This window comes from Rikenella microfusus DSM 15922 (assembly GCF_000427365.1).
Taxonomy (GTDB): Bacteria; Bacteroidota; Bacteroidia; order Bacteroidales; family Rikenellaceae; genus Rikenella; species Rikenella microfusus.
Window position 1 is genome coordinate 2,060,557 of sequence record NZ_KE386488.1, and the last position, 13,784, is coordinate 2,074,340.

Genomic DNA, 13,784 nt, shown 5'->3' on the forward strand with positions numbered 1-13,784 from the left:
GACGGTTCGGGTCAGCGGTGATGGTATGGTTCGCCTCTGAGGATGGTGAATGCGCGGTAGAGCTGTTCGGCGAAGATCAGACGGACCATCTGGTGGGAGAAGGTCATCGGCGAGAGGGAAAGTTTTTCGTCGGCGCGGGCATATACGGAGGCGGAGAACCCGTAGGCGCCGCCGATCACGAAAACGAGTTTGCGGGTACCCCGGTTCATGAGGCTTTGCAACCGGTCGGCGAAAGCGACGGAGCCTCCGGGCAGCTGTCCGTTTTCGTCCAGCAGCACGACGTGGTCGCCGGGCGACAGCTTGTCCAGGATCAGTTCGCCTTCGGTAGCTTTGATCTGTTCTTCGCGCAGGTTTCTGGCGTTTTTCAGTTCAGGGATGACGGTTTGTATGAAACGGGTATAGTGTTCCAGCCGTCCGGTATATTCCCGGATGCCGCTTTCCAGCCACGCTCCGACGGTTTTCCCGACGACGATCAGTTCGATTACCATGCTTTTCGGCCTGTTTTCAGCAAAGCTACAAAAATGGAGCCGATTCCTCTCGTATTTATTTCCTATTTTTGCATGTCGGGTCGTGTGGGGTTTATGGCGGCGATTCTTTCGAACCGCAGGAATAAAAATCGTACGATTGGCGGGGAAATGCTTGGCGATCTTCCGTTCTGTCCGCTGGTTTGGCAGTTTAGTTTTAATCGTATGGTTAAGCATAAATTTCTGCGCCAGCGGGCGGGTCGCAGCCTGCGGGGTACGCAGCAATCGCGTGAGCGATTGATTTTGCGGGCCTCCGCTGCAGGAGGTTGCGGCCCGCCCGACCTGAAAGTCGCAAAGCATGTCCCGGCCATTGAACCGTAGGTTGAATTGTGTGTCTTTCGCCGACAGGCGTTTGTTTTTTCGCCCGTTTATGCCGCGGAGGCACTGACTTCTCCGGACGCCTTATGCCGGCGGGGCATCTCCTTTTTTGTGCGACCAAAAAAGGAAGCAAAAAAGTCGCCGGAAATGTACGATTTTCCGGGTCAGCAGCCTCTACCCGTACCGCGGTACAAAACAAGATGCTGGAAGAAGTACTTATATAAACCGTATGGTTAATTGGCCGCGTAGCGGTCAGCCCGGAGCCACTCCCGGCGCAGGGCTGCAACTCGCAAAGCTCGTTTGGCCCTCGCTGGCTCCGGGCTTTAACCTGCAAATTAAAAGTACGGTTAATTTTTCATTCGGGTCGGACGCCCGGGAGCGGCCGCTAAGCGGGAGCGAGAGAGCGGGCCTCCCGTGGGGAGGCGTCCGGCCCGCCCGCTAACGCGGAAACTTGTTTTTAACCGTACTTTTAATTTGCAGGTTAAAGCCCGATTCGAGTGCCGAGCGGCACCGGGCGGGCAGCCGTATGAATAAAGACACGTCGATACATGTCGGACAGAGCCGGCAAGGGAGTCGCAAAACAGAAAAATTAAGTCGTACTGGATATGATATTACCGATTTATATTTACGGATCGCCGGTATTGCGCGAAGTGGCGCAGGATATAGACGCAGCCGCCTATCCGAATTTACAGGAGCTGATAAGCGATATGTTCGAAACGATGTCGGACGCTGACGGCGTAGGACTCGCTGCGCCGCAGGTCGGCCTGCCGATCCGCCTGTTCTGTATCGACCTGACGCCCGTAGCCGAAGAGGTTCCGAAAGGGATGCCGTTCAAGCAGGTGTTCATCAATGCCGAGATTTACGAACGCGGCGGGGCGAACGTGAAAATGGGCGAAGGGTGCCTGAGCCTGCCGGGGCTGAACGAGGATGTGGTGCGGCCTTCGAAAATCAGGATACGTTATCTGGACGAAAACCTGAAGGAGCGGGACGAAGAGTTCGACGGTTATCCCGCACGGGTGATCCAGCACGAATATGACCATATTGACGGGATCGTCTTCACCGACCGGGTGGCCCCGATTCGCAAGAATCTGATCCGGTCGAAACTGGCGGCCTTTACGAAAGGCAAATTCCGGGCGGCCTATCGATGCAAGCTGGCCAGATAGACCCGAAGGAGTGTTAGCTATAAGAGACCGATAGCACTACAATAACGGTCGTGAAGGCCGCATCCGGTTCGGTGCCTTGCCGGGTGCGGAGGCGCGGCTCCCGATGGAAGACCCCCGAAGTGTTCCACCGGGTTGGAAATACAAAGCGGCGAAAATTCGTAGATGATTGTCAAGGGGGAAGGACTCGTTCGAGTCCTTCCCCCTTGTTCCTGCGTCGGGTTTTGGCCCCCCGTCAGTCCCTGACGGCCAAAACGGGGTTGGCCCGGGTAGCTTTCAGGGACTGCCACAGCACCGTGCCGAAAGCGATTACGAACGCTACGGCCCCGGCAGCGGCGAATATCGTCCACGACAACGGAATCCGGTAGGCATATCCGCTCAACCAGTCGTTCATCAGATACCAGATCGCCGGGACGGCGACCACGAAAGCCGCAGCCACCAGCTTCAGGAAACCCGAGATCAGGCGGACGAGCACTTCGCGGTCCGTGGCCCCGAACACCTTCCTTACGGCAACCTCCTGCGCCCGCTGACGCATGAAATAGGTCGACATCGCCAGCATCCCCAAAGCCGATATCAGGATCGCAAGCAGAGACAATGCCGTAATGATATCCGCCATTCGTTTTTGCGCCGTATATTGCTGTTGGATCGTATCGTCCATAAAAGTTCCTTCGACCGGCTCCCTGCCGTTGTATTCCAGATATGCTTCCTTGATCCGGTCCGCCACGGCATACGGGTTTTGTCCGGAAACCTTTATCAGCACCTCCCATGGCCAATCGTCGGCACTGATAAATTGCACCATGACCGAACCGATCGGCTTTTCCATGTTATCGATGTGGTAATTTTCCAGAATCCCGGCCACTTTCAATTCACGGTCCCAAAGCCGGAACGTCGGGGCGTTATCGGTCAGTTCCAGATCGTTCCAGGCGACGGAATTAAGCCATACGGCCCGGCGGTCGTCTACTCCCGTTCTCTTAACCACCTGGAATCCCATCATATCATAAGCCGTACTATCCAGTCCGATCACCTGGAAACTGTGCTGTTTCCCGTTTCTCTCGAACGTATTGTTATTGGAACCCGTCGCCGGCGTTCCCTGTGCGAAGCCCACCCGTTCGACTCCGGGTACCGCCATCAACACGTTCCGAAGTCCGTCCCGGCTGCCGTTCTCGCCCGGAGAATAATCCATAACCAGTATATTATCATGTTTGAAACCCAGATCGGAATTGCACATGAAGTCGATCTGCCGCCCGATCGTAATCGTCGCGCCGAGCAGGACGATCGTGATGGCGTACTGGAAGGCGATCAGCGCTTTGCTGTACACCATTTTGGTTTGCCGCCGAAACGTGCCGCGCACCACGTCGATCGGTTTGAAACGCGTCAGCACATAGGCCGGTACCAATCCCGAGACCACGCCTATCGCAACGATACCGCCTAAGGCCAGGAGGATATTGGGGGCTGTGAAACTCTCCGCCACCGATATGTCGGTCCACATCACCTTTCCGAACCAGGGTTCGACCGCCATCGCCAGCACGATGCCCAAACAGAAAGATATGAAACAGATAATCAGCGATTCCAGTACGAATCCGGAGAACAGGCTCGTTTTCGAGCTTCCCAACAGACGCCGGGTGGCCGCTTCCTGCGCCCGGAAACCGCTCTGGGCCACCGACAGGTTGATGTAATTGATCACCGCGAAAAGCAGGATGACGAGCGCCGTGATACCCAGTACCATCAGGAAACTTTTGTTATTGGTGCGCATCCATTCCATCGGCCGTTCCGCATAGTAAACTTCGGACAGCGTTTCCATGGTCAGTGTATCGACCAGCCCGTTTTTGAACAGCCAGAAATTTTCTTTCAGATAAGATTCGATCGCGTCCTGGTTTTCCTGTGTGAACTGCACGTTCGGCTTGATCATGACGTACAGGCTGAAACTGCAATTTCCCGAATTCGTCAGGATGCCGTTCCCCCAGTTCTCTACCACATTCTCGAACGGCAGAATCGCCGCTGCCGGTTTGAAATGGGTATCCTCCAGATCGCGGTAAACGCCGGTTACGATCCGGTCGCGGTCGTTGATCCGGATAGTCTTGCCCAGCGCCGGTTCGGAACCGAACCATTTGCGGGCGCACTCCTGACTGATCAGCACGTCGTCGCGCGTACGCATGGCGCGTGCGGGATCGCCCTCTGTCCAGGGCAATTCGAACATCGTCACGAACGACGAGTCGGCCAGCAGAACATGATCGAGAATACTTTCACGCACACCGTCCGAGATTGTCCAATATTGGTGCTGCATCCGTAGCGTGGCCTCGATTTCCGGGTAGCGGCTTTTCATCTCGGCAGCGAGCGGGCAGGGAAAATGACCGCCTCGGTCGTGCGACAGGTAGTAGATCCTGTTTTTGTTCGGTTGGGCGGCATTCACGGACTTTTCGTCCTGTATGTAAAGACTCATCAGAATGACGAACACCAACGACACGGCGAACCCGAATATGTTGATCGTCGTGAATAACTTGTTTCTCCCGAGAAAATTCCAAAAAGATTTCAGTTGGCTGAAGCTGGACATATTTAGACTGATTGATTTGATGCAATTTTAACTAATGTTTATAATAATAGATACAAAACCAATGCTTTCAAAATATTCGTCCGTTTCGGACATATCTGGGCCGAATTATCGTATATCCGCCACTCGCTTTTCCGGAACCGGGTTTCGTTCGGCGTAATTGGCCGCATAATAGACATGGGCGCCGGACACGCTGCGATAGAGATCCGATGCCTCGTGCCGCAAATGTCGCACGGGACGCCCGTCACAATAGACCGTCACGTCGATCCACAGCGGTTCGGCCCCCGCAGGAGGAGGGCCGCTGAGCCGCACGCCGAAAAGCACCCATTCGCGCGGCCCGTCGGCCGCGAAACGCATCTGTCGGTCGAGGTCGGGATGCGTGCGGCGGACCGTTTCCCGTGCTTTACCGGGTTCGGCATAGGGGGTGAAAATATATTCGAGCGGATAACGATACCATTCGGGGTGGGAACAACTGGTCTCGATTTCGAAATGCGCTTTGCACATGGCGGGAACTTTTTTGTCTCGGTTTGCCTCCCGGCCTCTCAGTCGAAAAGAGAGGCGGTGCGAACCGAAAAGCACTTATTGAAATGCAGGTATGTCAAGGTATATAACGGTTTTCCTCAAACGACCTGTCTCCCCCGTGTCCCAGATACGACAAAGCATGGGGAAACGGTCTGCCTTTTCTGAGGTCTTGAGATACCCGGTGTAGAGCAGACGCCCCCATGCCATGTCGATACCCCTGCGCCGAAAACGCAGGGGTACAACAAAGGCATGAAGCTCTGTTCCCTACACACGGAAATTTCTCAAGTTTCAGAAAAGGAACGTGAAGCCGATGCTTATTCGATATGTATGTGTCTCTGTTCCGGTTTCTATTCCATAGACGAAAGTTTTATGGTTTTCGGATGCCTCGCGGCGGATTCCGTTACAAATTGGCCTTTACGAACCCGATCGCCCGGCGCAGCAGATGGTCGCGCGAGGAGCCCATCCCGTGGTTTTTGTCCGGGTAGATCAGCATTTCGAACGGTTTGCCGGCTTCGACCAGCCGTTCGATCATTTCGTAACTGTTCTGGATGTGCACGTTGTCATCTCCGGTACCGTGCGCCAGCAACAATTTCCCCTTCAGCAGGTGTGCGAAACGGACCGGGCTGTTGTCGTCGTACCCCGCCGCGTTGTCCTGCGGCAGACCGTTGTAGAGTTCGGTATATATCGTATCGTAATAGCGCCACGAAGTGACCGGAGCCACCGCCACCGCCAAGGCGAATACGTCCGCCCCTTTCAGGATGCAGTTCAGAGCCATGAAACCGCCGTAGCTCCAGCCGTAAATGCCGATCCTCGCCGGATCTACCCAGGGCAGCGTCCCCAGGTAACGGGCCGCCGAGATCTGGTCCTGCGTTTCGAGGCCGCCCAGGTTGCCGTAGGTGCATTTGCGGAACTCCTCGCCCCGGAATCCCGTTCCGCGGCCGTCCACGCAAGCCACCAGCACGCCTTCCCGCAGCAGGGCCGTCTCCCACGACCAGCCCCACCGGTCGGCCACCTGTTGCGACCCCGGGCCGCTGTATTGGGTCATCAGTACCGGGTAGCGTTTCGTGGAGTCGAAATCCGCCGGCTTGAGCAGATAACCGTTCAGTTCGACCCCTTCGGGCGTGGTGAAGGTGAAAAACTCTTTGCGGGGCAGGAGATAGTCCGTCCGGAGCCGTTCCCGCAGGGCGGCGTTGTCTTCCAGCACGCGGACGGCTTTCCCGTCCGCCGTCCGCCGCAGGGTCACCACCGTCGGCGTCGTGCTGTTCGAGAAGTAGTCGATCCAATAGCGGTAACCCGGTCCGAACACTCCGCTGTGCGTCCCCGCCTGGTCAGCCGCCGACAACAGTTTTTTGCCCTTGCCGTTCAGGCCGATGCTGTAAATCCCGCGCCGCAGAGGCGATCCTTCGGTAGACTGGTAATAGACCCTGCCGTTTCGGGGATCGATCCCGCAGAGCGCCGTCACTTCCCATTCGCCTTCGGTGATCCGGTTCACGAGGCGGCCCTGCATGTCGTACCGGTAGAGGTGCATCCAGCCGTCGCGTTCGCTCTTGACCACGAACCCTTTCCCGTCCGGCAGGAAAGTCGCCGTCTGGTCATTGATCCGTTCGATGTAGCGCGGGTTCCGCTCTTCGTACAGTACGGACGAAGCTCCGGTCGATGCGTCCGCCGCGAGGATCCGGTAACGGTTCTGCATTCGGTTGAGCCAGTGTACCGCCAGCCGTCCGTCCGAGGTCCATCCGATGCGCGGCACGTAGATGTCGGTCGTTTCGGAATCCAAGTTCACGCTGAGGGTCGAGTCGCTGTCGAATCGATAAATTTTAATCTCGACCACGGAATTGGCTTCGCCCGCTTTCGGATATTTGAAGTCGTAATTTTCCGGGTACAGTTTCCCGCGGAAGGTGTTCATCGAGTACTCCTTCACCCCGCTTTCGTCGAAGCGGTAAAAGGCGATGGCGTCCGAGGAGGGCGCCCATTCGTAGGCGCGGGAGAAGCTGTACTCCTCTTCGTACACCCAGTCGGGGATACCGTTGATGATTTTGCCGCGCCGGCCGTCGGTCGTGACCTGCCGTTCGGTGAACTGCGGCGAGGCGAGATCGACCGTAAACAGGTTGTTGTCCCGCACGAATGCCGCCTTCGTACCGTCGGGCGACAGGGTCGCCTCCTGCTGTTTGCCGCCGCTCGATAGAGGCCGGAGGTCCCGGCTCGTTCGGTCGTACACGTAGTAATCGGCCCGTGCGGAATGACGGTAGATCGGCACGCGGCCGGTAACGATCAGCATCTTACGTTCGTCGTCGCTCATCGTGTAGCCTTCGACTTCCGGGAAGCCGGCCGGCGGGGCGAACAGCGTATCGACCAGCCCGCCGTCGGCGTAGCGCCAGCGCAATACGGCTCCGTCTTTCAGCGTCGTATAATGCTCCCCGTCGGCCATGGGTCTGAGGCCGCCGATGCTTCTGGCCGACAGTTTTCCTCCGGCGATATCGTCGTAACCGATCTGTCCCGGCCGGGCCGATGCGATGCCCGCCGCTAAGGCCAAAACGGCCGCGCAAATTCCTTTTTTCATCTATTCCACTGCTTTAAGGCTCATGTCGAGGCTTTTGATCTGGTGGGTCAGCGCCCCGACCGAAACGTAGTCTACGCCGCATTCGGCATAGGCGCGCAGGTTTTCGAGCGTGATGCCGCCGGAGGATTCGGTTTCGGCCCGGCCCGCCACTTTTTTCACCGCCTGGCGGGTCTGTTCCACGCTGAAGTTGTCGAACATGATCCGGTCGGCGCCTCCGGCCGCGAACACTTCGTCGATATCTTCCAGTGTCCGTACTTCGATCTCGATCTTGAGGTCTTTGTGTTTTTCTTTCAGGTACGCGCGTGCTCCGGCCAATGCTTTGGCGATGCCGCCGGCGAAGTCGATGTGGTTGTCCTTGAGCAGGATCATGTCGAACAGGCCGATCCGGTGGTTTTCGCCGCCGCCGATCTTCACCGCCATTTTATCCAGCACGCGCATGCCGGGCGTGGTTTTGCGGGTGTCGAGCACTTTGGTTTTCAACCCTTTCAGCGCGTCGGCATACACCGCGGTCTGGGTGGCCACGCCGCTCATGCGCTGCATGATGTTGAGGATCACGCGTTCGGACTGCAAGAGGGCGATGAGGCTTCCTTCCACGTAAAAGGCGATGTCTCCGGGTTGAACGCGGTCGCCGTCCCGGAGGATGCGTTCGAATGTCACGGTCGGGTCGAGCCGACGGAAAACGCGTTCGGCGATTTCGACGCCGGCCAGTACGCCGGCCTGTTTGACGAGCAGTTTCATCCGTCCGCGCTCGCCGGTGGGAATGGAACTCAACGAGGTGTGGTCGCCGTCGCCGATGTCTTCGGCGATCGCCAGTTCGATCAGTTTGTCTACGAAGGGTTCGTATGTCTTTTCCATATGTTTGGTGTGTTGCGGTTTTTGTCCGGTTTCCGTCCGCCGGTGCGGTATTCGAAACCGTGTCGATGTATTCGCCGGAGCCTGTGGTACTCATCCGGCCCGCGCGACCTAAAGGTCGCAAAGTATATCCCTGCCAATTAACCGTGCGGTTAAAAACAAGTTTCCGCGTTAGCGGGCGGGCCGGACGCCTCCCCACGGGAGGCCCGCAACTCTCGCGCTGCTCGATGCGGCCGCTCCCGGGCGTCCGACCCGAATGAAAAATTAACCGTACTTTTAATTGGCAGGTTAAAGCCCGGAGCCAGCGAGGGCCAAACGAGCTTTGCGAGTTGCAGCCCTGCGCCGGGGGTGGCTCCGGCCTGACCGCTACGCGGCCAATTAACCATACGGTTTATATAAGTACTTCTTCCAGCATCTTGTTTTGTACCGCGGTCAGGTAGAGGCTACTGACCCGGAAAATCGTACATTTCCGGTGACTTTTTTGCTTCCTTTTTTGGTCGCACAAAAAAGGAGATGCCCCGCCGGCATAAGGCGTCCGGAGAAGCCAGTGCCTCCGCGGCATAAGCGGGCGAAAAAAACAAACGCCTGTCGGCGGACAGATACCGCAGGCTGTCTATTTGATCGCGTCCGCCGATTCCATATAAGATTGCAGAATGATGACCGCGCTGACCCGGTCCACCAATCCCTTGTTCGTGCGCCGTTCCTTTTTCTTTACCCCTCCCTCGATGATGGCCCGGTGGGCCAGCACCGAAGTGAAACGCTCGTCGTGGAACACGACCGGAATGTCCGGGAGCACCTTGCGCAACCGGTTCACGAAAGGCGCGATATAGCGCTGCGACTCGGACGGCTCGCCGTTCATCTGCCGCGGCTCGCCGACCACGAAAAGCTCCACTTCGTTTGTAGCCGCATAACGTTGCAAATATTCCACCGCCTCGTGCGCCGGTACCGTATCCAGCGCCGTGGCGATCAGCCGCAGCGGGTCGGTCACCGCCAGCCCGACCCGCTTGCGCCCGTAATCTATCGCGACGATCCTGCCCATATCCGGCTACAAAAATAGCGAAAATAAAACGACCTTTTCGTACCTTTGAAATTCCGATACCGAATCCGACCATGAAACAGACAATAGCGACACTGGCCGCGCTGGCAGCCGCAGGCGCCGTATCGGCCGCCCCAAAGACACAGCCTAACGTCATTCTTATCATGACCGACCAGCACCGGTTCGATTATTTAGGCGCCGTCGATCCCAATATCCATACCCCCAACCTCGACGCGCTGGCCGCCGACGGGGTGCGGTTTACCAACGGGTACAGCTCCGCGCCGAGCAGCACGCCGGCCCGGGCGGGGTTGCTGACAGGCCAGTCGCCGTGGCACCACGGCCTGATCGGATACGTCCCGTACATCGCTCCGGAATATCCCAACCAGCTGCCCCAGCTGATGACCGACGCAGGCTATTACAGCTACGGCATCGGCAAAATGCACTGGCATCCGCAGCGTTCCCTGCGCGGGTTCGCGGCGACCGAATTGGACGAATCGGGGCGCGTCGAGGACGACGGATTCGTCAGCGACTACCGGCAGTGGTTCGCCCGAGTGGCGCCGGGCCTGAGTCCCGACTCCAGCCATATGGGATGGAACGGCCACTCGGCGAAAGCATACCCGCTGGCCGACACGCTCCATCCGACCTGGTGGACCGGCGAACGGGCCGTCCGGCTGATAGAAAACTACGACCAAGACCGACCGCTGTTCCTGAAAGTATCCTTCGCGCGGCCCCACAGCCCGTACGATCCCCCCCGGCGATTCCTCGATCTGTACGAAGACAAAACGCTGGCCGCGCCGGCCGCGGGCGACTGGGACTCGACCTACTCGACCCGTTTTACCCACGATCCGCTGAAAAATCCCGACGCGCCTTTCGGCGACTTCGGGTCCGAATACGCGCAGCGGTCCCGCAAATACTACGCGGCCAACGTATCGTTCATCGACGAGCAGATCGGCCGGATCATGGCCGCCCTGAAAGAGAAAGGGATGTATGACAATTCGGTGATTCTCTTCGTCTCCGACCACGGAGACATGCTCGGCGACCACTACCACTGGCGCAAGACCTATGCCTACGAAGGGTCGTCGCACGTACCGTTCATCGTCCGTTATCCGAAGGGAATGAAGGCGAAAGTGAAACGCGGGACGACGCGGCCCGAACCGGTCGAAATCCGCGACATCCTGCCTACCTTTCTCGATGCGGCGGGGGCCGACGTGCCGGACGGAGTGGACGGCCGTTCGGTACTCGACATCGTCCGGAATCCGAAAAAAGCCGGATGGCGGGACATGATCGACATCGAGCATTACTCCTGCTACGGCCCGAACAGCGGCTACGTGGCGCTGACGGACGGGAAATACAAATATATCTGGTTCTACAACAAGGGGGAAGAGCAGTTGTTCGACCTCGCGTCCGACCCTTACGAGAACCGAGACCTGCACGACGATGCGGCGCAGGCTCCGCGCCTGGAGGTTTTCCGCAAACGGATGGCGGAACATCTCCGGGAACGCGGGGAGGAATGGGTGTCGCCGTCGGGCGAATTACAAATCGTCCGGAACGTGCCGGTGCATACGCCCAATTTCCCGAAAGCCGAATAAAACGAAGCACAATACCCCGAAGCCAGCGGAGGCGAAACCCGGCGCAGCGCGGGTTGCAGCCCTCCGTTCGGGGTGCCTTGCGGGCTGCGTCCGCCGCGCAGACGGTGATAACGCATCGCCATGTCCCGGAAAATCCCTACTTTCGCACATTCAAACATTCAGAACCGATGACACAGGAGGAACTTTTCAAGAAACTGATCGCACACAGCAAGGAGTACGGATTCATATTCCCCTCCAGCGAGATATACGACGGGCTTTCGGCCGTTTACGACTACGGCCAGCTCGGCGTCGAACTCAAGAACAACATCAAGCGTTACTGGTGGGATGCGATGACCAAACTGCACGACAATATCGTGGGCATCGACGCGGCCATCTTCATGCACCCCAAGACCTGGGAAGCATCGGGGCACGTGGGAGCGTTCAACGACCCGCTGATCGACAACAAGGACAGCAAGAAACGGTACCGGGCCGACGTGCTGATCGAAGACTGGATCGCCAAACAGGACGAGAAGATCGAAAAAGAGGTAGCCAAGGCCGCCAAACGGTTCGGCGAAGCGTTCGACCGCGAACAGTTCGTGACCACCAACGCCCGCGTGCTGGAGATCAAGGCCAAACGCGACGCGGCGCACGAGAAGATGACCGAAGTGCTCAATGCCAACGACCTGGCCGGCGTGAAAGCGCTCATCGAGGAGCTGGGTATCGTCTGTCCGATCAGCGGTACCAAGAACTGGACGGACGTGCGTCAGTTCAACCTGATGTTCAGCACCCAGATGGGTTCCACGGCCGACGGAGCGAGTATCGTTTACCTGCGTCCCGAAACGGCGCAGGGGATCTTTGTTAATTTCCTGAACGTGCAGAAGACCGGGCGCATGAAGATTCCGTTCGGGATCGCCCAGATCGGCAAGGCTTTCCGCAATGAGATCGTGGCGCGGCAGTTCATCTTCCGCATGCGCGAGTTCGAGCAGATGGAGATGCAGTTCTTCGTCAAACCGGGTACAGAGATGCAGTGGTTCGAGCATTGGCGGCAGTTCCGTATGAGCTGGCACCGCGCGCTGGGTTTCGGCGACGACCGTTACCGTTTCCACGACCACGAAAAACTGGCCCACTACGCCAATGCCGCCACGGACGTGGAATACGAATTCCCGTTCGGGTTCAAGGAGGTGGAAGGGATCCACTCGCGTACGGATTTCGACCTGTCGCAGCATGCGAAGTTCTCCGGCAAGAAGATCCAGTACTTCGACACCGAGAGCGGCGAAAGCTATACGCCGTATGTGGTCGAAACGTCGATCGGGGTGGACCGCATGTTCCTTCAGGTTTTTTCGGCGGCTTATACGGAAGAGAAGCTGGAAAACGGCGAAGAACGCGTGGTGATGCGTTTCCCGGCCGCCCTGGCACCGGTCAAGGCGGCGGTGTTGCCGCTGGTGAAGAAGGACGGGCTTCCCGAGGTGGCGCGGAAGATCGTGAACGACCTGAAATTCGACCACTATGTGCAGTATGACGAGAAGGACAGCATCGGAAAACGTTACCGTCGTCAGGACGCCATCGGTACGCCGCTGTGCATAACGGTGGACCACCAATCGCTCGAAGACGGCACGGTGACGATCCGCCACCGGGATTCGATGCAGCAGGAACGGGTGAAGATCGCCGAACTGCCGGGTATCGTACACGATATGGTCAGCCTCCGTCCGCTGTTCGCCAAGCTGGTCAGATAAGCGATCGCTTTATGGCTGTTTCCCGGGTTCGGGGGCGCTGTCCTCGCTGCGGGGCGTTTTACCGACGAGAGCAGAACGGGGACTGTCCGCATTTTATCCCCGCTGTCCGGCAATTGGTTTGCTATGTCGATTCTATGACTTTGCCGCAATCGGGGCGATCGGTAAACGTGCCGAGGTGAAAAGGTACAGGAGGTTCCACCCTAAAAAGGCGAAATGTACCGTCGTAGAAGCGGGCTGCCCAGTTGCCGGGCAGCCCGCTTTCTGTCAGCGTATCCGCCGGTGCCGCCGACAGAAAGTTTTTTCCGCAGGAAGAACGGGTGCGGAACCGAATGGACGAGGGGTATTTTAACCGTACGGTTAATTTTTCATTCGGGTCGGACGCCCGGGAGACCGCTCCGAGTTTACGAGGGTTGCGGGCCTCCCGTGGGGAGGCGTCCGGCCCGCCCGCTGACGCGGAAACTTGTTTTTAATCATACGGTTAATTGTCCGCGTAGCGGTCAGCCCGGAGCCACCCCCGGCGAAGGGCTGCAACTCGCAAAGCTCGTTTGGCCCTTGCTGGCTCCGGGCTGGGGCCGCCCTAAACACGAAGGTTTTTCCCGGGCGTTCAACCTTAAATATATGGCGACTATATACGACTTTACACAAACTTCCCGATAACCCCGCTCGGCTTCGCGCCGGACGGCCTGAGGCGGTGCAAACCCAGCAAAAGACCTGAAAGGTCCGGCGCGAGCCGAAAAAGTATCGGCGAAAACTAAAAGGTATATCGAAGTATATAATCGGGTACCCTATATATTTCTACGATCCATCGGATTCTCCGGTTTTCCATCCGAACAGCGGAATCGCAGCAAGAGTGGATACGAGTCAAAAGATCTGAAAATCAGACATATGTATAAATGGCATAAAATCGTATATACACCGGGTCGCCACCATTTCGGCCGATGCTTCTTCGGCTCGTGCCGTCCC

Annotated in this window: 10 protein-coding genes; 4 read left to right on the forward strand and 6 right to left on the reverse strand. The window is 57.7% G+C overall.

The genetic code is table 11. From position 1 onward, the window contains the following. Positions 1 to 11: 11 nt before the first annotated feature. Complete coding sequence (gene rlmH / locus RIKMI_RS0109570; RefSeq protein ID WP_027291425.1) at positions 12 to 488, reverse strand: 23S rRNA (pseudouridine(1915)-N(3))-methyltransferase RlmH; 477 nt, start codon at positions 486 to 488, stop codon at positions 12 to 14. Positions 489 to 521: 33 nt separating this feature from the next. Here rlmH and RIKMI_RS14895 point away from each other — a divergent pair, with 33 nt between their 5' ends. Together RIKMI_RS14895 and def are read left to right on the forward strand one after the other, a co-directional pair. Further along, positions 522 to 845, forward strand: coding sequence for a hypothetical protein (locus tag RIKMI_RS14895; RefSeq protein WP_027291426.1), 324 nt, complete (start codon positions 522 to 524; stop codon positions 843 to 845). 602 nt (positions 846 to 1,447) lie between these two features. Further along, complete coding sequence (gene def, locus RIKMI_RS0109580; RefSeq protein ID WP_027291427.1) at positions 1,448 to 2,005, forward strand: peptide deformylase; 558 nt, start codon at positions 1,448 to 1,450, stop codon at positions 2,003 to 2,005. 232 nt (positions 2,006 to 2,237) lie between these two features. Here the strand turns inward: def and RIKMI_RS0109585 are convergent, their stop codons facing one another. The 5 genes from RIKMI_RS0109585 to ruvX all read right to left on the reverse strand — a co-directional run bounded on the left by RIKMI_RS0109585 (position 2,238) and on the right by ruvX (position 9,523). Continuing rightward, entirely contained in the window at positions 2,238 to 4,553 is a 2,316-nt protein-coding gene (locus RIKMI_RS0109585; protein WP_027291428.1) for an ABC transporter permease, read from the reverse strand. Between the two features lie 105 nt (positions 4,554 to 4,658). Further along, complete coding sequence (locus RIKMI_RS0109590; protein WP_027291429.1) at positions 4,659 to 5,054, reverse strand: hypothetical protein; 396 nt, start codon at positions 5,052 to 5,054, stop codon at positions 4,659 to 4,661. A 418-nt stretch (positions 5,055 to 5,472) separates the two neighbouring features. Further along, a complete protein-coding gene (locus tag RIKMI_RS0109595; protein WP_027291430.1) occupies positions 5,473 to 7,632 on the reverse strand; it encodes a S9 family peptidase in 2,160 nt (719 codons plus the stop codon). Next, entirely contained in the window at positions 7,633 to 8,487 is an 855-nt protein-coding gene (nadC, locus tag RIKMI_RS0109600) for a carboxylating nicotinate-nucleotide diphosphorylase (RefSeq protein ID WP_027291431.1), read from the reverse strand. It lies immediately after the preceding gene. Between the two features lie 610 nt (positions 8,488 to 9,097). Then, a complete protein-coding gene (ruvX, locus tag RIKMI_RS0109605) occupies positions 9,098 to 9,523 on the reverse strand; it encodes a Holliday junction resolvase RuvX (protein WP_027291432.1) in 426 nt (141 codons plus the stop codon). A gap of 71 nt (positions 9,524 to 9,594) precedes the next feature. Here ruvX and RIKMI_RS0109610 point away from each other — a divergent pair, with 71 nt between their 5' ends. Then, positions 9,595 to 11,109: an arylsulfatase gene (locus RIKMI_RS0109610; RefSeq protein WP_037291815.1), complete on the forward strand. Its 1,515-nt coding sequence runs from the start codon at positions 9,595 to 9,597 to the stop codon at positions 11,107 to 11,109. 167 nt (positions 11,110 to 11,276) lie between these two features. Beyond that, the gene (locus RIKMI_RS0109615; RefSeq protein WP_027291434.1) at positions 11,277 to 12,821 is read left to right on the forward strand and encodes a glycine--tRNA ligase; all 1,545 of its coding nucleotides are present in this window, start codon (positions 11,277 to 11,279) and stop codon (positions 12,819 to 12,821) included. Positions 12,822 to 13,784 lie beyond the last annotated feature (963 nt).

Coding starts and splice junctions, on each gene's coding strand:
- RIKMI_RS0109615 (WP_027291434.1), top strand. CDS start 11,277: ATGACACAGGAGGAACTTTTCAAGAAACTGATCGCACACAGCAAGGAG.
- nadC (WP_027291431.1), bottom strand. CDS start 8,487: ATGGAAAAGACATACGAACCCTTCGTAGACAAACTGATCGAACTGGCG.
- RIKMI_RS0109610 (WP_037291815.1), top strand. CDS start 9,595: ATGAAACAGACAATAGCGACACTGGCCGCGCTGGCAGCCGCAGGCGCC.
- RIKMI_RS14895 (WP_027291426.1), top strand. CDS start 522: ATGGAGCCGATTCCTCTCGTATTTATTTCCTATTTTTGCATGTCGGGT.
- RIKMI_RS0109585 (WP_027291428.1), bottom strand. CDS start 4,553: ATGTCCAGCTTCAGCCAACTGAAATCTTTTTGGAATTTTCTCGGGAGA.
- RIKMI_RS0109595 (WP_027291430.1), bottom strand. CDS start 7,632: ATGAAAAAAGGAATTTGCGCGGCCGTTTTGGCCTTAGCGGCGGGCATC.
- def (WP_027291427.1), top strand. CDS start 1,448: ATGATATTACCGATTTATATTTACGGATCGCCGGTATTGCGCGAAGTG.
- RIKMI_RS0109590 (WP_027291429.1), bottom strand. CDS start 5,054: ATGTGCAAAGCGCATTTCGAAATCGAGACCAGTTGTTCCCACCCCGAA.
- ruvX (WP_027291432.1), bottom strand. CDS start 9,523: ATGGGCAGGATCGTCGCGATAGATTACGGGCGCAAGCGGGTCGGGCTG.
- rlmH (WP_027291425.1), bottom strand. CDS start 488: ATGGTAATCGAACTGATCGTCGTCGGGAAAACCGTCGGAGCGTGGCTG.